Source organism: Burkholderia stagnalis, assembly GCF_039848545.1.
Lineage (GTDB): Bacteria > Pseudomonadota > Gammaproteobacteria > Burkholderiales > Burkholderiaceae > Burkholderia > Burkholderia stagnalis.
On record NZ_CP156686.1, the window covers coordinates 1,092,324 to 1,116,288 of the forward strand.

At 64.0% G+C, this 23,965-nt stretch carries 26 protein-coding genes; 11 read left to right on the forward strand and 15 right to left on the reverse strand.

What is annotated here, in order from left to right; translation table 11 throughout:
- Positions 1–29: 29 nt before the first annotated feature.
- The 6 genes from ABFO07_RS21640 to ABFO07_RS21665 form a co-directional block, all read right to left on the reverse strand.
- A complete protein-coding gene (locus ABFO07_RS21640; protein WP_347469540.1) occupies positions 30–1,142 on the reverse strand; it encodes a Glu/Leu/Phe/Val family dehydrogenase in 1,113 nt (370 codons plus the stop codon).
- Positions 1,143–1,238: 96 nt separating this feature from the next.
- Positions 1,239–1,892, reverse strand: coding sequence for a hypothetical protein (locus ABFO07_RS21645; protein ID WP_230951483.1), 654 nt, complete (start codon positions 1,890–1,892; stop codon positions 1,239–1,241).
- 71 nt (positions 1,893–1,963) lie between these two features.
- Positions 1,964–4,288, reverse strand: a complete 2,325-nt coding sequence (locus tag ABFO07_RS21650; protein ID WP_124491904.1) for a heavy metal translocating P-type ATPase — start codon at positions 4,286–4,288, stop codon at positions 1,964–1,966.
- Between the two features lie 122 nt (positions 4,289–4,410).
- Positions 4,411–4,677, reverse strand: coding sequence for a DUF5676 family membrane protein (locus ABFO07_RS21655; RefSeq protein WP_347469541.1), 267 nt, complete (start codon positions 4,675–4,677; stop codon positions 4,411–4,413).
- A 58-nt stretch (positions 4,678–4,735) separates the two neighbouring features.
- Positions 4,736–5,401, reverse strand: coding sequence for a methyltransferase family protein (locus ABFO07_RS21660; protein ID WP_347469542.1), 666 nt, complete (start codon positions 5,399–5,401; stop codon positions 4,736–4,738).
- Complete coding sequence (locus tag ABFO07_RS21665; protein ID WP_081073026.1) at positions 5,385–5,645, reverse strand: DUF2933 domain-containing protein; 261 nt, start codon at positions 5,643–5,645, stop codon at positions 5,385–5,387. Before ABFO07_RS21665 ends, ABFO07_RS21660 begins: the two co-directional genes overlap by 17 nt.
- 419 nt (positions 5,646–6,064) lie before the next feature.
- On the opposite strand from ABFO07_RS21665, the gene ABFO07_RS21670 reads away from it, so the two are divergent.
- The 4 genes from ABFO07_RS21670 to ABFO07_RS21685 all read left to right on the forward strand — a co-directional run bounded on the left by ABFO07_RS21670 (position 6,065) and on the right by ABFO07_RS21685 (position 8,602).
- Positions 6,065–6,679 (forward strand): LemA family protein, encoded by a 615-nt coding sequence (locus ABFO07_RS21670; protein ID WP_230942530.1) that lies wholly within the window; start codon positions 6,065–6,067, stop codon positions 6,677–6,679.
- Between the two features lie 11 nt (positions 6,680–6,690).
- Positions 6,691–7,530 carry a TPM domain-containing protein gene (locus tag ABFO07_RS21675; RefSeq protein WP_322229974.1) on the forward strand — a complete coding sequence of 280 codons (840 nt, stop codon included), beginning with the start codon at positions 6,691–6,693 and terminating at the stop codon, positions 7,528–7,530.
- A 2-nt stretch (positions 7,531–7,532) separates the two neighbouring features.
- Positions 7,533–8,030 (forward strand): TPM domain-containing protein, encoded by a 498-nt coding sequence (locus ABFO07_RS21680; protein WP_059883764.1) that lies wholly within the window; start codon positions 7,533–7,535, stop codon positions 8,028–8,030.
- Positions 8,031–8,152: 122 nt separating this feature from the next.
- Entirely contained in the window at positions 8,153–8,602 is a 450-nt protein-coding gene (locus tag ABFO07_RS21685; protein ID WP_060149467.1) for a CBS domain-containing protein, read from the forward strand.
- Here ABFO07_RS21685 and ABFO07_RS21690 read toward each other — a convergent pair.
- A complete protein-coding gene (locus ABFO07_RS21690; protein WP_430733075.1) occupies positions 8,599–10,293 on the reverse strand; it encodes an AAA family ATPase in 1,695 nt (564 codons plus the stop codon). The genes ABFO07_RS21685 and ABFO07_RS21690 overlap by 4 nt on opposite strands.
- A gap of 423 nt (positions 10,294–10,716) precedes the next feature.
- Between ABFO07_RS21690 and ABFO07_RS21695 the strand changes: the two genes are divergently transcribed.
- The 4 genes from ABFO07_RS21695 (at position 10,717) to ABFO07_RS21710 (ending at position 13,136) form a co-directional block, all read left to right on the forward strand.
- On the forward strand, positions 10,717–11,193 hold the full coding sequence (locus ABFO07_RS21695) for a universal stress protein (protein WP_059801072.1): 477 nt from the start codon (positions 10,717–10,719) through the stop codon (positions 11,191–11,193).
- 86 nt (positions 11,194–11,279) lie between these two features.
- On the forward strand, positions 11,280–11,555 hold the full coding sequence (locus ABFO07_RS21700) for a DUF1488 domain-containing protein (protein WP_059558577.1): 276 nt from the start codon (positions 11,280–11,282) through the stop codon (positions 11,553–11,555).
- Between the two features lie 179 nt (positions 11,556–11,734).
- On the forward strand, positions 11,735–12,169 hold the full coding sequence (locus ABFO07_RS21705) for an Hsp20/alpha crystallin family protein (protein WP_347469543.1): 435 nt from the start codon (positions 11,735–11,737) through the stop codon (positions 12,167–12,169).
- Positions 12,170–12,485: 316 nt separating this feature from the next.
- Positions 12,486–13,136, forward strand: coding sequence for a BON domain-containing protein (locus ABFO07_RS21710; RefSeq protein WP_347469544.1), 651 nt, complete (start codon positions 12,486–12,488; stop codon positions 13,134–13,136).
- Between the two features lie 120 nt (positions 13,137–13,256).
- On the opposite strand, the gene ABFO07_RS21715 is transcribed toward ABFO07_RS21710, so the two are convergent.
- Entirely contained in the window at positions 13,257–14,210 is a 954-nt protein-coding gene (locus tag ABFO07_RS21715) for a TIGR00730 family Rossman fold protein (protein ID WP_185642685.1), read from the reverse strand.
- Positions 14,211–14,315: 105 nt separating this feature from the next.
- Positions 14,316–14,651 (reverse strand): c-type cytochrome, encoded by a 336-nt coding sequence (locus tag ABFO07_RS21720; RefSeq protein WP_059986927.1) that lies wholly within the window; start codon positions 14,649–14,651, stop codon positions 14,316–14,318.
- 272 nt (positions 14,652–14,923) lie between these two features.
- On the opposite strand from ABFO07_RS21720, the gene ABFO07_RS21725 reads away from it, so the two are divergent.
- Positions 14,924–15,127, forward strand: coding sequence for a DUF3562 domain-containing protein (locus ABFO07_RS21725; protein WP_059558593.1), 204 nt, complete (start codon positions 14,924–14,926; stop codon positions 15,125–15,127).
- A gap of 30 nt (positions 15,128–15,157) precedes the next feature.
- On the opposite strand, the gene fnr is transcribed toward ABFO07_RS21725, so the two are convergent.
- From fnr to ABFO07_RS21740, 3 genes are all read right to left on the reverse strand, one after another.
- On the reverse strand, positions 15,158–15,931 hold the full coding sequence (gene fnr / locus ABFO07_RS21730; RefSeq protein ID WP_124491902.1) for a fumarate/nitrate reduction transcriptional regulator Fnr: 774 nt from the start codon (positions 15,929–15,931) through the stop codon (positions 15,158–15,160).
- 400 nt (positions 15,932–16,331) lie between these two features.
- Complete coding sequence (locus ABFO07_RS21735; protein ID WP_059883760.1) at positions 16,332–16,979, reverse strand: response regulator; 648 nt, start codon at positions 16,977–16,979, stop codon at positions 16,332–16,334.
- Positions 16,976–18,967, reverse strand: coding sequence for a PAS domain S-box protein (locus ABFO07_RS21740; RefSeq protein WP_347469546.1), 1,992 nt, complete (start codon positions 18,965–18,967; stop codon positions 16,976–16,978). Before ABFO07_RS21740 ends, ABFO07_RS21735 begins: the two co-directional genes overlap by 4 nt.
- A 300-nt stretch (positions 18,968–19,267) precedes the next feature.
- Between ABFO07_RS21740 and ABFO07_RS21745 the strand changes: the two genes are divergently transcribed.
- A complete protein-coding gene (locus ABFO07_RS21745; RefSeq protein ID WP_059801067.1) occupies positions 19,268–19,738 on the forward strand; it encodes a universal stress protein in 471 nt (156 codons plus the stop codon).
- A 40-nt stretch (positions 19,739–19,778) separates the two neighbouring features.
- Here ABFO07_RS21745 and ABFO07_RS21750 read toward each other — a convergent pair whose 3' ends face one another.
- From ABFO07_RS21750 to ABFO07_RS21760, 3 genes are all read right to left on the reverse strand, one after another.
- Entirely contained in the window at positions 19,779–20,612 is an 834-nt protein-coding gene (locus ABFO07_RS21750; protein ID WP_347469547.1) for a universal stress protein, read from the reverse strand.
- Positions 20,609–21,112, reverse strand: coding sequence for a universal stress protein (locus ABFO07_RS21755; RefSeq protein WP_060149470.1), 504 nt, complete (start codon positions 21,110–21,112; stop codon positions 20,609–20,611). Before ABFO07_RS21755 ends, ABFO07_RS21750 begins: the two co-directional genes overlap by 4 nt.
- Before the next feature lie 69 nt (positions 21,113–21,181).
- Positions 21,182–22,381: an acetate/propionate family kinase gene (locus ABFO07_RS21760; RefSeq protein ID WP_347469548.1), complete on the reverse strand. Its 1,200-nt coding sequence runs from the start codon at positions 22,379–22,381 to the stop codon at positions 21,182–21,184.
- Positions 22,382–22,938: 557 nt separating this feature from the next.
- On the opposite strand from ABFO07_RS21760, the gene ABFO07_RS21765 reads away from it, so the two are divergent.
- The gene (locus ABFO07_RS21765; RefSeq protein WP_059801059.1) at positions 22,939–23,937 is read left to right on the forward strand and encodes a bifunctional enoyl-CoA hydratase/phosphate acetyltransferase; all 999 of its coding nucleotides are present in this window, start codon (positions 22,939–22,941) and stop codon (positions 23,935–23,937) included.
- Positions 23,938–23,965: the final 28 nt, after the last annotated feature.

The window sequence follows — 23,965 nt, forward strand, 5'->3', positions numbered from 1 at the left end:
TCTCCTGTTCATTGCGTGCCGTGCTTGCATCAAAAGGCGCCCCAGCGGCGAAACGACATGGCCTTCCTGACCCGGGCCGTCGCGAGGTCGAGCGCGGCGTCGCGCGGCGACTGTCCGCGCCTCGTGGCGGCCTCGATCACCTCGGCGGTGTTTTCGCGTACCGTTGCCGCGATCCTGTCGAGCGCGGCTGCCTGGCTGCCGCCGGCATACTCGACGGCCGCGCAGATCACGCCCCCGGCATTCGCGATGAAGTCGGGGATGCACAACACGCCCTTTTGGTGGAGGCAGGCTTCGGCACCGCGCGTGAAAGGAATGTTCGCCCCCTGGACCACGAGGCGGGTTGCGAGTCGGGCGACATTGCCCTCATGCACGACGTCCGGCCGGGCAGCGGGGATCCAGATTTCGCATTCGACATCGACGGCTGCTTCGCGCCCGAATTTTTCGCCGCGCGGATAGTCGAGCACGGACTTGCCCTCTGCCTTGAGGCGGTCGAGCAACCCGAGGTCGATACCGGTGGCATCGGCCAGCGTGCCGGCCGAATCGGCCACGCCGACGACGATTGCGCCCTTCAGGGCGAGGAAGTGCGCCGCGTGGCGGCCCACGGCGCCATAGCCCTGAATCACGACACGCGCACCGGCGAGTTCGAAATTGCAGTATGGAGCGGCGACCTCCGCTGCATGAGCGACGCCCCAGCCAGTCGCGCCGATCTGATCCAGCGGAATGCCGCCAAGCTCGCGCGGCAGGCCGACTGACCGTCCGATTTCGTCCTTGACCCAGGCCATGCAGGTTTCGTCGGTCCCCATGTCGGGGCCGAAGATGTAGTCGCGGATGTCGCCGAGCGCGCAGGCAAGTGCACGGATCAGGTGCTCCTTGTCCTCGCGAGGCATCTTGGGATCGCCGTAGAGCACGACCTTCCCGCCGCCGTGGGCGAGCCCCGCCGCGGCGTTCTTGAACGTCATGGCGCGCGCGAGGCGAAAGCACTCCTCGGCACTGACGTCCGGAGCAATGCGCAAGCCTCCGATAGCAGGGCCGGCGGCGACGTTGTCGATGACCAGTATCGCCCTGAGGCCAATGGACGAATCGTGGACGTGGATCGTTCTCGTCGGCCCGAATTCATCTGCAAAGCCGAATGCATCCTGCATTGTCTCCGCCTCCATGTGCGCGCAGCGTCGCCGAATCGGCCATTCATGCCTCTCGACGCCAGGGTTCCTGGACGCGCAAGCAGCGCTTGCGACGGTTCAGAATGCCGCCCGAAGCGCGACATCGAACGCAATGACAAGTGCCGAACACACGATCCCGAACATCATGTTCGCGTGTCGATGCTCGACGTCAGGATGGCGGCTGACCCACGCGGCCATGAATAGCACCCCGTCGAGCATCACCTGCAGCGCGAACACGATCAACATCAGCGTGAATTCATAGCCCGCCTGGGACAACTGGGCAAAGTTCCAGCCATGCCTGCCGACCCAATACGCGACCCTGTAGGTTTCGTAGACGACGAGCAGCAGCGGGAACACATAGGAGACAAAGTAAGTCGGCATCGTCGCGTGCCGAAGTTCATGAAGGAAATGATGTCCGGCATGCATGATGGCCTCCGATCGGTGAACGTGTGTGCATCGGGGCGATGTCTTCCACCTTTTCAGCGTAGGCATCCGCGATGGCCTTCTGTTGATACGCATCAACTGAACGATGCACATCGCCGCGCCACCCGGACGCCGGCGGCTGGCGTCGTATCGTTGTCCAGCGCGCGCGAAGCGCGCTGGCGCGTGACTGGCCGGGATCAATTCTTTCCCGCTCCGCGACGCTTCGAACAGGTGCGGCATCTCGACTGGCTGGCGGCCGCGCGCCTGACCTGCAAAACGGCGCGGGACATTGTTCCGGGCGCGACCCATCGATTGCGGCGCGGTGTCGCGTATTCGGCAGGGACGAGTGCGCGGTCTGACGCAGGAACGGGCAGACGGTCCTAAATCCTGACGTCTCGCAGCCGCAGTGCGTTCGAGATGACGGATGCAGAACTCAGGCTCATCGCCAGCGCCGCAACCATCGGCGACAGCAGCAAACCGGTGAACGGATAAAGCAACCCGGCAGCCAAAGGAACGCCAAGCGCGTTGTATGCGAACGCGAAGCCGAGGTTCTGCTTCATGTTGGCGACCGTTGCCTCGGACAACTCCCGAGCTCGCGCGATACCGCGCAAGTCGCCCTTCACGAGCGTAACTTGCGCGCTGTTCATCGCCACGTCCGTGCCTGTTCCCATGGCGACGCCGACGTCGGCCTTCGCGAGCGCCGGCGCGTCGTTGATGCCGTCTCCAGCCATGGCCACGACATGTCCCGCCTGTTGAAACATCGTCACCAAATCGAGCTTGCCCGCCGGCTTGACTTCACCATGAAATTCGTCGAGGCCGAGCTTCTCGGCAACGGCCCTGGCCGTCACCACGCCGTCGCCGGTCGCCATCACGACACGCATGCCGCTTTCCTTCAACGTCGCGAGTGCTTCCGGCGTCGTCGCCTTGATCGGGTCGGCGACGGCCAGGAGCCCGGCCAGGCGTCCGTTCACCGCCAGATACATGACGCTAGCCCCTTGTGCTCGCATGCTGTCCGCTTCGTTGGCGAGCGACTCGACGGATACGGAATCGGCGTGCATCAGCGCCGTGTTGCCCAATGCCAGTGTTCGGCCGGCAACGCGTGCCCGCACGCCTATGCCTGTCGCGGATTCGAAGCCCTCGGCGGGGTCCAGGGCCATGTTTTTGTCACGGGCTGCCGCGACGATCGCGGCAGCCAGGGGATGCTCGCTTCCCTGGTCAAGACTGGCCGCCAGCCGAAGTACCTCATCGGCCGTGTAGCCGTCGATGCCTGCGGCCCGTTCGAACGCCGGGCGCCCCTCGGTCAGCGTTCCCGTCTTGTCGACGATCAGTACGTCGACCTTGCGCAGATTCTCGATGGCCGCCGCGTCGCGGAAGAGCACGCCGTTCGAGGCGCCCTTGCCGCTGGCGACCATGATCGACATCGGCGTGGCGAGTCCAAGCGCGCAGGGGCACGCGATGATGAGGACCGCGACTGCATTGATGAGGCCAAATATCCAGCCTGGATCGGGCCCAAGCAGGCCCCATACCAGGAACGTCAGCAGCGCAATGCCGACGACCGCCACGACGAAGACGCCAGCCACCTTGTCGGCCATCCGCTGCATGGGGGCCCGGGACCGCTGCGCCTGCGCGACCATTTGCACGATCTGCGACAGCACGGTCTGGGAGCCGACCTTTTCCGACCGGATGACCAGCGTGCCCGACGCGTTCATGGTCGCACCAATGACATGATCGCCAACACGCTTCGTCACGGGGACGGATTCCCCGGTAATCATGGATTCGTCAAGCGAACTCGAACCCGCAGTGACGACGCCATCAACGGGGACTTTCTCGCCTGGCCGCACTCGAAGCATGTCTCCCACACGCACGTCGGATAACGGTGCATCGTCCTCGGAACCGTCCTGGTTGATGCGTCGGGCGGTCTTGGGCGCGAGCCCGAGAAGCGCCTTGATGGCGGCAGACGTTTGCGAGCGTGCCCTCAACTCGAGAAGCTGCCCGAGCAGCGTGAGCGAAATGATGACCGCCGCGGCTTCGAAATAGACGCCGACTTGGCCGTGGGCGCGATATGTCGCGGGAAACACGCGCGGAAAGACGGTGGCGACGACGCTGTAGATGTAGGCAGCACCCGTGCCGAGACCAATGAGGGTCCACATGTTCGGACTGCGGTCGAGGAACGAACGCACGCACCGTTCGAAGAACGGGAAGCCGGCCCATAGAACGACCGGCGTGGCGAGGAGAAGCTCGACCCAGTTCCCGGTCGACGCGGACACCGATCCGAGCCGATGGCCAACCATCGCCAGCACGAAGACGGTGCCGGTCAGCGGGAGTGTCCACCAGAAGCGACGCCGAAAATCGACCAGTTCCGGGTTCTCGCGAGCGTCGATGTCGGGCAGAACCGGCTCCAGCGTCATGCCGCACCTGGGGCACTGTCCAGGATGGTCCTGGCGGATCTCCGGATGCATCGGGCACGTGTAGATCGTGCCCTGCGGCACTGTCATCGCCGCATCTGCGGGCGGGGTGACGACGTACTTTCCCGGGGCCACTCGAAACTTCGTCAGGCAGGCGTCGCTGCAGAAGTAGTAGTGCATACCGTCGTGCTCGCCGTGAAAGCGTGATGCCTCGGTCACGTTCATCCCGCAGACGGGGTCGCGCAGCGGTTCTTTCGCGCCGTGCGCAAGATGCGCGCCCGGCGACGAACGGTCGGGCATTCGCGGGTGATACGACCTGCCTTCGCCACGTTGACGGCTCATCTTGACGCTCCTTTTCAATCGGCGCAGGCATGCTCCACGCGGCGAGGTATCCCTTTGATCGGCCGAGCGCGCGGACTTCGTCAATGCGCTCCTCGGAGCCGGTTGTGTAACCAGGCGAAAAATGCGCCAGCCGCAAAGAACCAGGCTGCAAACACGAACGCCGGGTAGACAACGGACCACCAGGACAGCGGTTCGCCGGTCTGAAGACGCCGGAAATCGAGCCCATGAAAGAGCGCATTCATGAAGTTCATGAAGGGCTCTGGAAGTGCCATCCAGACAAGCGTACAAAGAGCGTAGAAGAACACAACCGTGGCAGAAAGCGCCACGCCAGTCGCGAAAGGCTTCATGGTGGCCTCCCTGTCCAGAGAAAAATGCGATTCGAGGCTGGCGTCGACGCTGAATGCGTCAGCCGCATTCAATGTACTTGGGCCGGACGCTTCCCCCGAAGATCGGGAAAAACCTGGGCGTGTGCGCAGCGTAGTCGCGCCACGCGGCGCCGAATCGCGCTTCCGTTTCCCGTTCCTCTTGTATCGCGAGCCGGACGTACATAAAGACCAGCACAGGGAACATCGCCAATGTCACAAGCGTGGGCCATTGCAGCAGGAAGCCCAGCATGATGATGAACAACCCGACGTATTGCGGGTGCCGAATTCGGCCGTACGGTCCGGTCGTCGCCAACGCCTTGCTGCGCTGAGCTTCGTACAGGACATGCCACGCGGCAGAAAGCAGGAAGAAACCGCCAAGGATGACGAAAAAACTGAGCAGATGAGGAAGCCCTGCATGCGGGTCGCCGTGCCGACCCGTGAGGGTCCACCAGAGGTGCCCGGAGTCATGTGTAAGCAGGTTCGTGCGCGGGAAGCGCGATTGCAACCACCCTGATAGCAGGTAAATGGTGAGCGGGAAGCCGTACATTTCGGCGAACAGCGCCACGATGAAGGCGGAAAAGCCACCGAACGTTCGCCAGTCCCGCTTCGTTGCAGGTTTGAAGAAGCTGAACGCAAAGATGACGAAGACCAGTGAATTGACGACCACCAGGCCCCATAGCCCGTAACCGTCATCGACGCGGCTCATGACTGTCTCCCGAATCAGGATGGCGGACTTTCGTTCCCTGTTCACCATGCTGGTGTCCATGGCCGTGGTGCATGAACCGATGCATGAGCGGACACGACAGTAGCAGCAGGTACGGCAGCACACCAAGGAAGTGGGCGCGGTGTTCGGAAAGCAAAAGGAACAACGCAATGGCTGAAAAGGCCAAGAGTGCGATCACCGACCGCGACTTCCAGAACGGTCGCGCGGCATGCGGATTGTCATCCATCGTTCGGCTCCAGCGGCGAAGCAATTTCTTCTCGGAAGCGTGGTCGCGATCAGACTGGCGGTGCAACGTTGCCTGTGTTTCCCCACGCGCAGCGATCGGGAATCCGATAGTTCTCGCATTTCAATTTATCGCTCGTTTATGTAGACGAGTTGACGTGGCTCAACAGGGCTCGAATGCGTTTCGTACGATGTATTGCCGCCCGTGCCGGGTCGCCGGCGCCGGGCGGGATGCGGCATACAGGCGGCGTAAGTCAGGCGTGGCACGCTTGACGTACGTCAAGCCGCTGTTCGTGCGGATTCATACGCTGGGAACAGCACTACCGGGTGTTTGTGAATGTCGTGTGGCCGACAATATGCGAGAGAGGTGCATGAATGATGGCGCAATCAACCATTCCGCCTGCACGACATGGTGGGGTGCGCATGTTCTGGATCGTCATGGTCGCCTCCATCCTGACGAGCCTGACCGGGTGCGGCTACAACGCCATCCAGGCCGAGGACGAGCAGGTCAAGGCCAACTGGTCCGAGGTGCTGAACCAGTATCAACGCCGTGCGGACCTTGTTCCCAACCTCGTCGATACGGTGAAGGGGTACGCGAATCAGGAGAGAGACGTACTGACGAGTGTGACCCGGGCGCGTGCTCAGGTCGGCTCGATTCGCGCGACGCCCGAACTCATTGCCGACCCGCAGGCGTTTGCGAGATTTGAAGCTGCGCAAGGGCAACTGACCAGTTCACTGTCCCGAATGCTGGTCGTATCGGAAAACTATCCGCAACTGAAATCCGACGCAAACTTCAGGGACCTGCAGGCCCAGCTCGAAGGAACGGAAAATCGCATTGCCGTTGCACGGAACAGGTACATACGCTCCGTCCAGGCGTACAACACCACGGTGCGCTCGTTTCCGAACAATCTCACGGCGAGAGCGTTCGGCTATCCGGAAAGGCCCAACTTCTCCGTGGGTAACGAAGCGGAGATTGCGAAGCCGCCGCGTGTTGATTTCGGCTCGACACCGGCGTCCGCTGGTGGGGTGTCGAATTGAGCATATTCCGGTTGGTGCTTGCAGTCGTTGCCATATTTTTCGCCCTCGGCGGAACGGTTGTCCGGGCGGATGTACCGGTGCCACCTCTCGTTGCGAGGGTGACCGACGAGACCGGCACGTTAACGGGCGAACAGAAGGCCGCTCTCGAGCAGACCTTGAAGGCGTTCGAGACTCGGAAAGGAACGCAGATTTCCGTCCTTATCGTCCCGACGGTCGAACCGGAAACGATCGAGCAGTTTTCGATGCGTGTCGTCGAGCAATGGAAGCTCGGACGCAAGAACGTCGACGATGGCGTTTTGCTGATTGTCGCAAAAAATGACCACGCACTTCGCATCGAGGTGGGGTACGGTCTCGAGGGCGTACTTACCGATGCGACGAGCAATCGAATCATCAGCGAGGTGATCGTTCCGCGATTCCGAAGCGGCGATTTCTATGGTGGCATCTCGGCCGGCACCGATAGCATCATGCGGGTCGTGAGCGGCGAGCCCCTGCCGCAACCCCAAAAGCGGCAACGTGAATCGGACGGGGCGGGACGCCTGCTACCCGTTCTCTTTCTCCTGACCGTCATGGCGGGTGGCTTGCTTCGTGCGGTGCTTGGCAGATTGCCGGGCGCGTGTGTCACGGGAGGCATCATTGGCGTGATCGCATGGATTTTGTCCGGTGCAATCTTCATAGCCGCGGCAGCCGGGCTCATGGCGTTGATCTTCACGCTGCTGGGTAGTGGCATGGGGGCCGTTGGTGGCCGCTTCATCGGAGGCGGAAGCGGGCGGCTCGGCGGCGATTCGCACCGGGACATTTTCCGTGGAGGAGGCGGTGGATTCGGCGGCGGCGGTGCATCTGGCAGGTGGTAGACATGGACCTGAAACGGCTTCTTCGACATCTCCTCATGACACGCTGGCGAGTCAATGCCGCGTTCCCGCGCCGATCCCTTCGCGCCATTGAACGAGCGGTGCATGTCAGTCACGACGCACACGTTGGCCAAGTCAGATTTGCGGTCGAAGGGGCACTTCACACCAATGCGCTTCTGAAGGGAACGTCTGCCAGGGCACGCGCCATAGACGTCTTCTCTCAGCTCAGGATCTGGGACACCGAGCACAACAACGGGGTTCTCATATACCTGCTGCTTGCCGACAGGGACGTCGAAATCGTCGCGGATCGTGGTATCCACGCCAAGGTAGATAGCGGTGAATGGGAAGCGATTTGCCGGGTAATGGAAGCGGATTTCCGGCGTGGAGATTACCAGTTGGGCGTGCTGCGGGGTATCGAACTGGTTACCGAACTATTGCGGAAGCACTTTCCGGTAAGTCGTCCTCCTGTTGACGAATTTCCGAGTTCCCCGATAGTGATGTAAGCCGGGCGAGCCGAGGCGGTCAATCGCGCGCGGGGGGCGCCCCGGTCGCGCTCGCATCGCGTCGGGCGATGCCGAGGAAATCACCGCATGCACACGACTACCGTCGGTTTGGAGAGGGAAAAATGAACGCTGCCACACTTTGCACACGTGCGGTCGCCACGTGTGGCCCACAGACACCGGTCGTCGAAGCAGCCGAAAAGATGCGCGGACTGCATGCGGGCGATCTGGTGGTGGTGCGTGAGGATCAGGGCGTCCGGATGCCGGTCGGCGTGTTGACCGATCGCGATATCGTGCTCGCCGTCGTGAGTCCGGATGCCGAGGCGCGGACGCTGTTCGTCGGCGACATGATGTCGGAGCCGGCCGTGGTCGCGCACGGCGCGGACGACGTCTGGCTGCTTGCAAGGCGAATGCGCCAGCATGGCGTGCGGCGGCTGCCGGTCGTATCGGACGACGGCGGTCTGATCGGAATCGTCACGCTGGATGACCTGATTCACGCCGCGGCAAACCTGCTGGACGAACTGCGCCTCGTCGCGGTGCGCCAACCGCATCTCGAGGACAAGCGGCGAGTCTAGACGCTCTCGTCGAGCGCGGCGTCGCGGGCTTGGCCGCCCACATGGCCCCGCCTGCAACCTTGACGGCGCGCGTAACCCGAACTCGCGTCGTCCGCGAGCGTCGCGAGTAAAGGGGACCAGAATGCGTCGCCTTCGTAGGCGGCTGGCTCGACGCCGGTATCGAACCGGATCGCGAGCGCGCGCTCCGCGTCCGTCAGCGGCTCGGCCTGTGCGAGCTGCCCTGCGAGTACTGCTGTATCGGCGTCGGATGCGCCACGCCGCTGGGCCGCTCTTGCCGCGACGCGCGCATGGAGCATCACGGGGCTTGCCGAAAACGCCAGAATGATCACCCGAACCTGAAGGCGATTCGCAAGCGCGATGAATGCCGCCCGGTTGCGCTCGTGCAGGAACGTCGCATCGACGATCGCGGTATGGCCGGATTCGATCACGGTCTTCGCATGCTCGAGAAGGTGATCGTATATTCCGTCGATGGCCGCATCCGAATACGCCGCATCCGGTAATCGAGCCGCTTCCGGGCAGCCGGCGAGGCGCTTGCGCTCCACATCGCTCGACAAGCGGATGGCATCAAGTCTGCCGGCGAGCGCGAGACTTGCAACCGATTTTCCGGAACCCGACACGCCATGGCATAGAAGCAGCGAGGGTCGCACGTCGCGCCGATGCGCGACGACATCCATCGCGATGCGCACATAGCGCGTGCGCTCTGCGTCATCGCCGCGCAACCGAGCGGCAAGCGCGCGCACAAGCGCGCGATAGGTTTTGAAGAACGGCAGCACGTCGAGTGCCCCGTGATCACCCGTCAGCGCAAGCCAGCCGGCCAGCAGCCGGTGTGCACAGTCGTCGCGGCCGTGCGCCGAATAGTCCATCAACGCGAACGCGAGATCGCTGGCGACGTCGATCCAGCGCAACGTGTCGTCGAACTCGATGCAATCGAACATCAGCAGCCGGCCGCGCCAGCGGACAATGTTGTCCAGATGCAGATCGCCGTGGCAGGCACGCACGAAACCATTCTGGCGGCGCTCGTCAAGCCGGGGCGCGATGCGCTCAAGCTCCGCTGCGATCCAGGTGCGCAGTGCCGCCTCGGATGCCACCGTCGCGTCGAGCTCATCGAGAAGCGGCAGGCATTGGGCCGTCACGCAGCCGGCGCTTCCGAAGCCGGCATGCGGTGCCCGGCGGGGGGCGTGCAGGTGATAGTGTGCGAGCGCGGCCGCCAACGCGTCGGCGTCTGCAAGGCCCTCGTCATGTCGCCTGCAGCGCGCGGAAAGCACCGCGTCTGCATCGAAACGCCGCATCCTGACGACGTATTCAAGCGACGCGTCGTTGAATCGCCCCCCTTTGGGACGCGAACGCACATCGCTGCCGAAAGCGTTGAGCCGCCCATGAGCGACGAGCGGCTGTACACCCAGATACAGCGGCCCTGCCAACGGACGGTTGAGCGTGCATCCCGCCTGCGCGCAACGTCGCCGCCGTTCGGCCCGTGTGAGGTCGACGAAACCGAGCTTCACCGGCTTGATGATCTTGTATGCGTAGCGCCCCGCAAGATACACGATCGACAAGTGAGTCTCGATCCGCCGGATCCGACCGGCGGGGTGCGCGTAGGTGGCCGCGCGCTGAAGCGCCCGATCGACCGAGCGCGCGTTGCGACGCGCGTTGCCGCCCGTCACCGTATGCGGGAGATGTCGCGAGACCGGCATGGCACGGGGACAGGAACACGCGCATGCGTTGCCGACAGATCACCCGATGAGCGGATACGCGTCGCCCGAATGCCGCGGACATGGAGCATGCTGAACACAAGGCTGAGAAGGCGTGGCAGATTTCGCACGATGGGGACTCCGAGTGACGTCGGTATGGATGGGCGGCATGTGCAGCGATTCCATGTATTCAAACGAACATTGCTGCGCCGGCGCTTGACCTGCATCAAGCGTGGCCCGTTGTTCGGGCGTGCCGCCGTCGTTGGATCGCGCCAGGGCGAGTGCCGCGCGTGCCTGCATGACCGGGCGTGCCGATCCGCCAAAGGACGCTTGACGGAAGTCAATGTTCGCGCGCGTCGAGCGTCGATGATTGTGACGCAGCCAAACGCGATGACAGGGCAAGGTTTTGCATCCGGGGAGGTTCGAATGTACACAAGGATCATGGTCGCAATGGACGGTAGTACGTCGTCGCGGCGAGCCCTTGAAGAAGGCTTGAAAATGGCCGGGCTTTGCCATGCCCGGGTTTCCGCGGTCTACGTCGTCGACAAGTCGGCGGTGTTCACCTACCCCGGACGCCTCGATCCGAACGCGTTGATCGAGGCGGATCGGCGTGCGGGTGTGGCGGTATTGCATGACGCCGAGCGAACTATTGCACGCGCCGCCGTGAACGGCGAGACGGAACTTGTCGAGACCGACAGCCTCGGCGAGGACATTGCGGAGCGCCTGCAGCGTTACGTCGATGACCACGCCATCGACCTTGCCGTGGTCGGCACGCACGGGCGGCGCGGCGTCCGGAGAATGGTGATCGGCAGCGTGGCCGAGCGCTTCCTGCGCGAATCGCGGTGCCCGGTGCTGCTCATGCGCGGTGACGATGCACCGCCCGCCGCTGTTGCCGCGGCCTAGCCGTGCGGCGCGATTGACACAGGTCAACCGTCACCAGGCCGGCGAATCTACGCTTTGTGCAACAGCCGCCGAACCAGGTGACCACCATGCAGATCTCGTTTCCTGCCGAAAAGCCGGAATACTCCGCTCCGGATCTCGTTCTGGCGTTCCCGGCCCTCGTCGAAGGTGATCGCGTGCAGTGCGCGATCACGGCCGAGGCGCTGGAAGATCATTTCGGCGCGGCTTCGCCTCGCGAACAAGACCTCGCCAACGCGTTTGCGCGCCATCGTCCTGCCATCGAGTGCGCCGCGCGCCGGATGCTCGAGGAGGTTGGCGGACACCCGATCCTGTTGCACAGCGGGTTCTTCCGGTTCTGCGCGTGATCTCGCCTGCGCGGTTGACGCGTATCAAGCAGCGGGCGGCACACGACGTTACGCTGACTTTGAAAGAACAACGTTCGTCCCGCACGCGACACGCAACGTCGCGCTGACGCGTGCTTCATCGCGGGCCGCCCCTGTCGGGACGACGGCGCCGGCCCGATCACCGTTCGAGGAGTGCAAACATGAGCAACATGACGCGTTACGATCCGTTCTCGATGGAACCCGTTTCCGACCTGTTCCAGGGGCTGTTCCGGCCGCTGCGCGGCCTGTCGCTGCCGGACGAGCCCGAGTTCGCGTCGATGAAGATCGACGTCACGGAAAACGACAGTGCCTATCTGGTCAAGGCGGAACTGCCCGGCGTTGCAAAGAACGACATTGAAGTTCAGGTCACTGGCCGCACGGTGTCGATCAACGCGAAGGTCGAGCGCAGCAAGGAACAAAAGGAAGGCGAGCGCGTGATCCGGCGCGAGCGCTATAGCGGTGCAATCAGCCGGTCGTTCTCGCTCGCGGACGAAGTCGACGAGGCGACCGCGACGGCGACCTACCAGGACGGAATACTGTCATTGACGCTGCCGAAGAAGGCACCCGTCGGCCAGAAAAAGCTGACGATCAGTTGACCGATGCCTGGCCGATTCGGCGACACATCGGCCCAGGGGAGGGAGGCGGCGCACGGGATGACCCGCGCGCCGTTCGTTTCATTGGGCGCGCCTGACGTCTTGTCCGCTCAAGCGGCCGGTCGGGCACCATCCATCGGGTAGCCCGTGAGATTGCGCGCATCCATCGCATGCTTCGGCACGAGTCGATGCAACCGGCCGGCAACGGCTCGCACCGCGGCGTCTCCATTGACCTGAATCAGCGAATCCGGACCGCGCTCGTGCAAATCTGATTTTGACGCGGCGGATTTGAACGCCGTGGCTCATAGGAGAGCAGGCGATGAAAACGGACAAGCAACTGAAGCAGGAAGTACAGGAAAAGCTGGAATCCGACCCGTCCATCGACTCGACCCGTATCGGCGTCGAGGTGGCCAATCGCATCGTGACCCTGTCGGGTCATCCGCCAAGCTATGCCGAGAAGCTCGCGATCGAGCGTGCGGCGAACCGCGTATCTGGCGTCAAGGCCGTCGTGATCGACATGACCGTGCATTTGCCGAACGACGACGTCCGGACCGACGAGGACATCGCCATTGCAGTGCGCTCGGTTCTTCACTGGACGGTCGGCCTGCACGACGACACCGTCAAGGTACAGGTCGAGCACGGTTGGATCACGTTGTCCGGCAAGGTCGACTGGGCATATCAGAGCCACATGGCGGTACGCGCGATTTCCCAGATGCGCAGCGTGACCGGCGTGACGAATCACATCGCCGTGCTGGGAACGGTCGGCTCTCTCGACATCGGCGGGAACATCAAGCGCGCGATCATGCGTCACGCCGAACGGGAGGCCAAGCACATCAGCGTCGAGGTGCACGACGGAACGGTGACCTTGTCGGGGAAGGTCGGATCGTTTTCCGAACGCAAGGCGGTGCGCGGCGCGGCCTGGTCGGCGCGGGGCGTGCGTGCGGTCGTCGACAACCTTGTCGTCGACTGAACGTCATGTGCCGCCGGCATGCCGCGTAGCGGGTGCGGGCCGACGGCGGGATCAAGAAGGCGGCCCTGAAGATAGCCCTGAAGACAGCGGAGGGATCGTGCAGACGCGCTCAGTGGATTCCTACACGCGACGTCCCGTCCGGGACGTCTTGCGTCGCATCCGCGGGCGAATGCGTTGCCGCTCGTACCAGTCGCCGATCGCGCGCCAGATATCCGGAGCGGATTCGCAATAGGTGAACAGCTCGAGATCGTGGCGGTCGATCATCCCTTCGTCCGCGAGGAACTCGAAATCCACCGCGCGACGCCAGTACGCTTCGCCAACGAGTATCACGGGAAGCGGAGGGATCTTGCCTGTCTGCAGGAGCGTCAGCACCTCGAACAGTTCGTCGAAGGTGCCATATCCGCCGGGAAAGAAGACCGCGGCCTTCGCGCGTTCGAGCAGATGCAATTTACGGATGGCGAAATAGTGGAAGCGGAAACACAAATCGGGCGTGATGTACCGGTTGGGTATTTGTTTCCTCGGGAGCTCGATGTTGAATCCGATGCTAGGCGCACCGCTCTCGTATGCGCCACGGTTGGCGGCTTCCATGATGCCCGGGCCGCCGCCCGTGACCACGGCAAGCCGTGCCGTGCGAACGCTGCAGGCAGCCCGCCCCACAAGGCGTCCGAATTCGCGCGCGACGCGATAGTACGCACTGTGCTCGACGAGCCGGCTTGCCTCGGCGACCGCGTGGCGCCGCCGTGCATCATGCGGCCGCTCAGCCAGCGCACGGTTCGCTTCGGCCAACCGTGCGCTCGCCACCGCCGGTGAGACCATACGGGTGCTGCCGTAGATCACGACCGCGTGACCGATTCGCTCGCATTGCAGGCGCTCCTCGGCTTTCCAGTAGTCGAGCTGCAACCGGATGCCACGCATGCCGGGACGTTTCAGGAATGCGGCATCCTCGTCGGCCGGAGCGCAGGCCAGGCGTTCGGCAAACCGGCGGCTCCGGCGTGGCAGGGGCCGCAGATCGCCGTGGATTCCGGCCGTGCGTGGCGCCGTGGCGCGAGGTTTGCCGCGCGCTTCTTGCGTCATGACGTCGAATTCGGCGCCGCGACGCGTGGGGCGATCTCGCCGGGCATTGCTGCGGCGGGTGCCGGCGGAAACGCGCTTGACTGCATCCGACATGGGCGGCCGTGGCTATTGGCTCAGAACCCACTGTACGAGCCGGCGCGCGTCATCCCGCGACAGCGGGCCGCCGCGCTCGGCGGCCGACGGCATGGGCGTATCGCCCCAATGCGCGCGCCCCCCGAGCCGCAGCTTGATCTCGAGTTGTTCCTGCGCACGCGGAACGTCGCGATACCGCTCCGCGATCTGGTGGAATGACGGCGCGAGGAATGGCATGTCGGGTGTATGGCAGAACATGCAGTGCTGCGCGTCGACGAGCTCGGTCGGTTCGGGCACTGCCGTCTGTGCTCTGGCGACGCCGGCCAGCGCGATGATCAGGCCAGCGGCGAGTTCGCGTGTGATATTCATGTTTTTCCTCCGTCGGCGTAGAGCCCTGCATGGCACGCGCGCGGACGCGCCGGTGAAATCACCTCGTCGAGTGGCCGACGGGGAGCACGAGGCGTGTGTGGGCCGCGTCCGATGCGCAACAGCAATTGCGGCTGGCCGTCAAATTTCATCGTGTCAGCAACCGGCCTGCGGCCGTTGACCCATGTCAAGCGCGCGGGTGGCCGAGTCATGCGGCGCGCGTGCGGTGAGGCTAGTCTTGAATGGAGTGGCGCGCGCACGCAGGAGGGAGCGCGATGCAGGACGAGCGATGGTTCGAGCCGCTGCGAGAGGTGGCCCGGGAACTGGCGATCCCGGAAGACGCGCTGAAACGCTGGCTCGACGAAGAGATCAAGGATCTCGAAGAGGGGGCGCACGTGCGCGAATTCGTGATGGTGTTCGCGATTCGGCGCGTGCGCGCCCGACTGGCGGCCATTCGCTCGGCGCAACGGGAGCGCTAGCGAGGCGCACGGTGCCCGTTGAATGCGAATTCAGACTTGCGCGAGACTGTCCGGGTCGACGATGCGGATTTGCTTGCCCTGCGCTGCGACCATCCCTCTCCGCTGGAATTTCGACAGCATGCGGCTCACCGTCTCAAGCTTCATGCCGAGATAACCGCCGATTTCGTCGCGTGTCATCCGCAGGATGAATTCCGCAGATGAATAGCCCCGCGCCTTGAAGCGCGCGGAGAGATTCAGCAGGAACGCGGCGACGCGTTGCTCGGCGGTCATCGTGCCGAGCAGCAGCATCAGCCCTGACTCCCGGACAATCTCGCCGCTCATCATCTGGTACACATGATGTTGCATCGCGCGATTTTCACGGCACAGCTGTTCGAGTTGGCCAAAGGGAATGATGCAGACGGTGCTGTCTTCAAGGGCGATTGCATCGCCGTTGTGACGGCCGCTGTGCACGCCGTCCAGTCCAAGCGATTCGCCGACGATCTGAAAACCCGTCACTTGCTCGTCGCCGTCGCGGTGCATCATGACGGTCTTGAACGAACCGGTCCTTACCGCGTAGATGCTTTGGAACACGTCGCCCGCGCGGTAGAGGGAATCGCCGCGTTTGACATGACGAGTCGTGCAGATCATCGCGTCGAGCCGCGCGAAATCGTCGGGCGTCAGATTTTGCGGCATACACACGTTGCGTAGTGCGCACGATGAACAGCGGGAAGTACTCCGTTTCGGTTGATCCTCGCGCGCCACCGAATGCAGCGGAATGATGGGGTGTAACGGCGTGGACGTCGCGACATCGACGTTGGTCAGCATCATCTGCTCCTGCAAATACGGTCAGCAGCGCACCTTACCCGTGCCATGGGCTTGACGATGTTGACCCTGTCGTATGCGACGGCGATGCTCTGCCGTCTTCATGAGAGGAGACCCGCACCGGTTTGGCCGATTGATCGATACCGCGGTTGTCGGGCGACGAAACTGCGCTTGTTCCGGGCGGCACACGCTACTTGGTTTTCTTATTGCCCAGTATGTATCGCTTGAAGCGCAAGCGAAATCAGCGAGACTTGCAGATGCGGTAGGCGATAGGGAAGCGCTGTAGGACGGTTCCTACACACCTGTCGGAATCTTGTATCCATGCGTCATGTCAACTGACGCGTTCTCCGGGGATCGGCGTTTTCCCGCGCCTTCCGCATGACAAGGGGAATCCCGGCGATCTTCACAGGTCATCCTGATCGTCGAACAGCTTGTGTCGCATCGCGTAGCGCACGAGCGCCGCTTCGTTCGACATCTGCATCTTCTCGAGAATACGGGCTTTGTAGGTGCTGACGGTCTTCACGCTCACGCAAAGTTCCTCGGCGATCTCGGAAATCGACTGACCGGACGCAACTCGGCGAAATACGTCGAATTCCCGGTCGGACAAGCGCTGATGCGGCAGCATGTCGGTCGGCTCGTTGAGACTTTGCGCGAACTGTTCGGCCATGGCGAGGCTGACATACACGCCGCCGGCGGCGATTTTGGTCAGCGCGGCAACCAGCTCGGCACTCGCACTTTCCTTGGTCATGTAGCCGGCCGCACCCGCACGGAATGCGCGCACCGCATATTGCTGTTCTGCGTGCATCGTCAGCACGAGGATGTGCAACGACGGCTTTTCATCCTTGATCTGCTTGATGAGTTCGACGCCATTGCGGCCGGGCATCGACAGGTCGAGCACCAGCACGTCTGCATTCGTGCCGCGTACGAGCGCCATCGTTGAAGCACTATCCCGCGCTTCGCCGGCGATTTCGAAGTCGCTGGCGTTCTGCAGGATGTGACGGAGGCCGTCTCTGACAAGAGCGTGGTCGTCGGCGATGAGTACCTTGATCATGACAACACGCCCCCTTGCCGGATCGCGTGGAGCGGCAGCGTCACGGTGATCGTGAAACCTTTGCCTGGCTCGTTGTCGATCGTCACATTGCCATCGAGCATGTGCGCACGCTCGCGGATTCCGATCAGTCCGAACGACGGATGGTCGCGCGCCTTCGTCCGGCTATCCGGCGCGCCGTGGCCGTTGTCGGCGATTCGCAACAAGCAGTATCCGTCGTCGACTTTCAGCATCAACGTCACGTGCGTTGCGTCGGCGTGCCGCACGACGTTGGTCAGCGCTTCCTGAACGATCCGGAACAGCGTGGTCGCGCCGGCATTGGTCAATACCGTGTCGGCGGGATCGATATGTCGCTCGACTGCGATTCCGTAGCGATTCGTGAAATCGTTCGCGAGCCATTCGATCGCGGGGACGAGACCGAGATCGTCGAGCATCACCGGCCTGAGATCCGCCGCAATGCGCCGAACCGAGGCGACGGTGGAATCGATCAGGCGGTGCATGCCACCCAATTGGTCGCGCACGGCGGTACCGGGCGGGAGATGCTTCGCCAGTCCCAGCTCGACGGCGGACAGATCCATCTTGAGTGCGGTGAGCTGTTGGCCGAGATCGTCATGCAGTTCTCGTGCAATGCGGGTTTTTTCTTCTTCACGGACGTTCTGCAGGTTGGCCGACAATTCGCGCAGTTCTTCGCGCGATTGCTTGAGCGCATTCTCCGCGCGGACACGTTCGGTCACGTCACGAAGCATGACCGTATACAACTTGCCGGTGCCGTCGCGGATTTGCGAAATGGATGCCTCGATGGGAAACTCGGTCCCGTCCCCGCGCAGCCCGAACAGCACGCGTTGTTGCCCCATTTTCCGCTCGGAGACACCTGTCACGCCAAATTGTTCGACGTGCTTCGCGTGCGTGGCGCGAAAACGTTCCGGAATGAAACGGGACAGCGGGGCGCCGATTGCTTCCATGGCGGAGACGCCAAACACGTGTTCCGCCGCGGGGTTGAAAATCACGACCGTCTGACGTTCATCGATGGTGATAATGGCCTCCATCGACGATCGGATGATGCCCATCATGCGCGCTTCGGAAAGTGGGGCGCCGCTTCCGGGGGTATCCGCGAAATGACGTCGGGTGACGGCCTGATGGACGAGCGTGGCAAGCGCGAGCGAGACGGCGATACCCGTGAGCAGGATCACGATCGCGGCGCCGGACGTGTCGGGCAGGGCGGCGCTGTAGGCGAGTGAAAGCGACGTGCCGCCGAAAGTCAGCGTGTCCGTTCGTTTGACGAATTCGTCGTCGGGCGCGTGTCCGTTCGCGGTCAGGGCGCCTGAATAGATGACCGCCGGCGGATTGTCCGCCGTGACTTGTAAGCCAAGCTGGCTCATCGATGGCGGATCGAACAACCGTCGTACATCCAGGCCGGCGTAGACGAATCCGACGGTCTCGGCTCGCCGCTGCTCGTCGGCAGGCGCGGCAGCGCCGCCCGTATCGATCGGAAGATAAAGCACGAAGTCCGGATGGTCCGCCGTCGTGTCGGCACGGTCGCGCACCTGCCTCGCCGCCAGTGCCACCTTGCCGCTATCGGCCGCGCGTCGCAGCGCGCGTTGCGTCCCTGGATCGTCGTCCGCTGCTGCGCCGGCGCCGATGATGCCGAGGGTGCGAACAGGCGATTGCAGGCTTTCGAGATCGAGACCGGCGACATAGCGTCGCCACGCGTCGTCGGATTGTCGGGTCGTGACGGCGAAACTACGGGCGCCTCGCAGCACGGCTGCAGCGTTGAGCAGATCGTGCTGGAGATTGAGGGTAGCGAGCGTCGCCATGCGCTCGAATTGAGCCCGTGCCGTCTCATGTGCCCGAACCTGGAGACTTCCGGCCGCGACGAGCGATCCGGCCACGCCGGCAGCGAGGGCAAGCAGCGCGGCGACAGACGCGCGGTGCATGAAGCGTACGCGGCGAGACGTCTGGGCGGCGCCGGGGAAAGATGCATGCGCGGTCATGGGCGTTCATCCCGAAGAAAATCGCCGGCAGCCGGCACGCTGCGGCCGGACGCCAAGCTCGCGAAGGCTGGCTGGTACGCTTTTCTGGAGGAATTGTGCGCGGTTTGCCATGATTTCGCCAATCGGGGCGCGTGCGGGCCTGCCGTCAAGCGCCCCCGGGCCGATGCTTGACCCGCATCAAGCGGCGCAACCCGGCCCGGCTCAGACTGGGAGCCGGACACCGGACACCGGAAACCGGAAACCGGAAACCGGAAACCGGACACCGGACACCGGACACCGGACGAGCGACGGGGAGGCGGTATGTACGAACGGATCTTTGCAGCGCTGGACGGCAGCCGCGGCGCGCGCCTCGCGCTTGACGAGGCGATCCGGCTTGCCTGCGCGTCGGGCGGCCTTGTCGTCGCGGTGTGTGCCGTGTCGGACGCGCCGCGGCTCACCGATATCGACAGCGGTTATGTCGACCAACGCGACCGGAACCCTCTGGATACCGACATCGCCAGCACGGTATTGGCTGACGCCGAGACCGCGTTCCGGTTAAGCGGCGTGCGCGGGTCCGCGCATACGATCGAAACATCCGGCGAAAATGTGTCGGCGGCGCTTGCCCGAGCGGCCGCCGAATGCGATGCCGATCTGATCGTAATGGGGACGCATGGCCGCCATGGCATCCGCCGGGCATTGCTGGGCAGCGTCGCGGAGTCGCTGCTGCGCACGGCGGATCGACCGGTCCTGCTCGTGCGGGACAATGCCGACGCGCGTGCCGCAGCCCTGTAAACGGTGACGAGGCAGCCGGACCCGGCTGCCCCCTGACGGATTAATGCGACATCAGCACCGGCACCGTCATGCTTTTCAGAACGGTGCGTGTGGCGCCGCCGAGTACACGCTCGTGCATCCGGGTGTGGCTGTACGCGCCCATTACGAGAAGATCGGCATGCAGGTCGCTGGCCCGATTAAGCAGCGTCGCACCCGAGCCGATGTCCGGTTCGCGCGGCGTCGTCGAAAAAGACGGGCGAACGCCGTGACGCTCGAGGTAGGCAGCGACGTCGACACCTGCCGGGGTCTCGTCCGGATCGGGGCGCTTGCGTGCCACGGTTTCGACGTTGACGGAGCGGGCGTGCGTGAGCAGCGGCAGCGCATCGGCGACCGCTCGGGCGGCCTCCCGGCCACCGTCCCAGGCAACCAGAATGTTCTTGCCGAGCTTGCGCACCCGGCCGGCATACGGCACGACGATGGCGGGACGGCCGCTGCCCATCAGCACGTCCTCGACGAAATGGTGCGCGATAAAAGTCGTGCGGTCGCGAGGGTCGGTCTGGCCGAGCACCAGGAGATCGGCATGACGCGCATGCAGTGTCGCGACGTCCGTTGCCGGGCCGGCGGGCGCCCGCCACTCGACGCTACGCCCCGCGCGTTCAGCAGCCTCGAGAAACCTGATTTCTGCCTGCTTGCGGCGCTCCTCGCACAAGCGCTCGTACACCGCGAGCTTGAGCGGTTCATCGGGGCGCATCAATGGCTCGAACAGGTCCTGGCAGACCACGTACAAACCGATCAGATGCGCGTCCCAGCGCCCTGCGAGATCGAGTGCCAGTGCGAGCCGCGTTTTGCAGCGCTCGCTGTCGTCGAGATGGACGAGCAAGGTCTTGTAGCTCATGACGGCTCCTTTTCGGTCGATGCCGCAGTGGCTTCGGCGGCAGGCGTCGGCGCGGCTCGCGCGGGAATCATCAAGACGGCGCAGGTGGCGCCCCGCAGCACGCGCTCGGCAACGCTGCCCAGCATCAGCCGCCGGAAGCCGCGTCGGCCGTGCGTTCCCATGACGATCAGATCGGCGCCAGCGTCCCTGGCCACGATCAGGATGCGTTGTGCGACGTCTTCGCCTGCCGGTTCGACATTGGCGATCCGCGGCGTGCCGGACACACCGTGTTCAGCCATGCGTTTCGCGGCGTCGGCGGTGACGCGCAGCCCTTCTTCACGGAATGCGTCGATCAGGATCGACGGATCGTAGCCGAGCGGGTCATAAGCCGGCACGAGAAAGTCGACTACGTAGACGGGAGTAAGCCGTGCATTCGTCTCGGACGCGAGGGTCAGCGCAGCATCGAGTGCACGCGACGATGTCTCGCTGCCGTCAAGCGCGACCAATATGTTCGAGTACATGGCAGTTCCCTTGAGCAGGCGTCGATACGTCCATCATCGGGGCGTGGGCGCCGACCTCGCTGATCTGGATCAAGCCTGCCGGTCGTCCCGCAGCAGCCGCAGCGCGTCGCGTGCGGCGATCCACGCCTCGTTGGTCGGCTCGACGACGACGGTGACTGCACTCGACTTGCGCGAGACCACATGCGCGTGCGTCGCATTGGCAGACATGTCCATCTCGAGGCCGAGCCAGCCCAGCGACGCGCAGATTCGTTCGCGCAGCGCTGCGGAATGCTCGCCGACGCCGGCCGTAAAGACCAACATGTCGAGGCCGCCAAGCAGGGCGGTCAACGCACCTGCCTCGCGCACGATCCGATGCACGTAAAGCGCCAGCGCGTCACGCGCGCTAGCGTCGCCGCGGGCCTCGCGTTCAAGGAGAACACGTGGGTCCGCAGACACGCCGGATACACCCTTGAGCCCCGACTCGTGGTACAGCATCCGGCTCAGCGCAGCGTGCGACAGGTGTTCGGTGTCGAGCAGGTGCAGTACGACTCCGGGATCGAGCGAACCGCAACGCGTACCCATCATCAGGCCATCGAGCGCCGAGAAGCCCATCGTCGTTGCGATGCTGTGCAGCTCGCGCATCGCACAAAGGCTCGCGCCGCTACCGAGATGCGCGGCGATCACGCGCCCGTGTGCCAGCGGGCCGAACGCCTCGTCGAGTGCAACGGCGAGATACGCGTATGACAAGCCGTGGAATCCGTAGCGGCGCACCCCTTTATCGAACCATGCATTTGGCAACGGCAGCAATTGTTCGTTGCGCGGCAGCGTGCAATGAAACGCGGTATCGAATACTGCGATCTGCGGGATACCGGGCAGTTCGGCGCGCAGGATATCGATCGCGTTCAGGATCCGCGGCTGATGCAGCGGCGCGAGTGGCGTCAACTTGCGAAGCTCGCCGAGTACCGCATCGTCGACGACGACCGGCGCCACATGATTCGGCCCGCCGTGCACCACCCGGTGGGCAACGGCACCCAGCGTGACATGGGGCAATCGCTCGCGTATCCACCTTGCGATCGACGTGATGACTGCATGACAAGGATCACTGGCGACGGGGGACAGCGGGTGTTGCGGTTCGGTGCCAAAGCGGATCGACATGCCGTTACCGTCGTCGCGCGCCTCGCCGTCGTAAAGGGGGCGGCGCTCCGGTGCTCCGCGAGGCGGATACGTGAACACGCCGAACTTGATGCTCGACGAACCCGTATTGAGGACGAGAAGCGCAAGGGTACGCATGGCCCCACTCAATGTGACATCGGGACCGGCAGCGTCATCGACGCCAGCACGGTACGCGTGGCGCCGCCCATCGGAAGCCCGCGCCAGAGCATGGCCCGTCAGCCGCCATCACGAGCGGACCGGTACCGGTCTCGTATGCGCGCGACAGCAGTGATGCGCCCGCGTACGGGACAAACAGCGGGCGTTCCCGAGGTTCGCGGAAACAATTCGCGGGCCCGGCCATCGCGTGGAACGAGCCGGGTTCCGTCCGATAGACCGCGGCCAGGCCGGTCAGATGCGCGCCGGACCGCAGTGCGAGCCGTGATGCGAACGCAAGGCGCGCATGAGCGCGGTTGCTTGTGTCGAAGTGCACGGCTGCGCTCTTGTCGCTCATCGCGATCGCTCCGTCGGCGGTGAATCCATCAGTGCGATTCAGTCTAAGAAGGAGGGCACCCGTGCGCTTGATTCAGATCAACGGCCGCCAAGCGTCGCAAACACACAGTGAAACGGTCGTTTTGCCGGACCATGGCGAGCGGCGCGGAATGAGGTACCGAACAACCAGCTGGAATCGTCGCGACATGAACAATATCGTCCAGTCCGATCCTGACGACGGAACGAGCCTGCCGGGCCTGCTGCCGCCGCCGGATGGCGGGCTGCCGACGCTGATTGCAAGGGCCTGCGACATGCCGCCGCTGCCCATTGCGGTCGTGCATCCGTGCGACCCGGTGAGCCTTGCCGCGCTCGCGGCGCTCGGCGATTCGCCGCTTGGCGCCGTGCTCGAACTCGTGGTCGTTGCACCCCGGACCAGGATCCAGGCACTGGCGTCAGCGGCCGGTATCGATCTCGCGCGCTGGACGATTCACGACGTGCCGCACAGTCACGCGGCGGCGGCGAAAGCGGTCGAACTCGCCGCTGCGGGCAGGGTGGCGGCGATGATGAAAGGCAGCCTGCACACTGACGAATTGATGGGGGCTGTCGTCGCGGCGAATTCCGGCTTGCGTACCGACAAGCGGGTCTCCCATTGTTTCTTGATCGAGACCGCCGCTTATCCGCGACCGTTCATCCTGACCGACGCGGCGGTCAACATCGCACCGGATCTCGCGCAGAAGGCCGCCATCACGCAGAACGCAATCGACGTCGCGCACGCGCTCGGTGTGACCTGTCCGCGCGTCGCCGTACTGTGTGCGATCGAAACGGTCAATCCCGCGATGCGCTCGACGCTTGACGCGGCGGCGCTGGCCAAAATGGCCGAGCGTGGCCAGATCACGGGCGCGATCGTCGACGGTCCGCTCGCATTCGACAACGCAGTATCGCAGCGCGCAGCCATCGACAAAGGCATCGATTCGCCGGTCGCGGGCCGGGCGGACATCCTCGTCGTGCCGGATATCGAGGCCGGCAACATGCTGGCAAAACAATTGGAATACCTGGGTGGTGCGGCGTGCGCCGGTGTCGTGGTCGGCGCACGTGTGCCGATTGTGCTGACGAGTCGCGCAGATGGCGTGGCCACCAGGCTCGCTTCATGCGCGCTGGCAGCGCTGCTTGCCGACGTCCGGCGCCACTCGGGCTTCCACGCCTGACGAACGCCGAGGGTGTACAAGAAGCAGC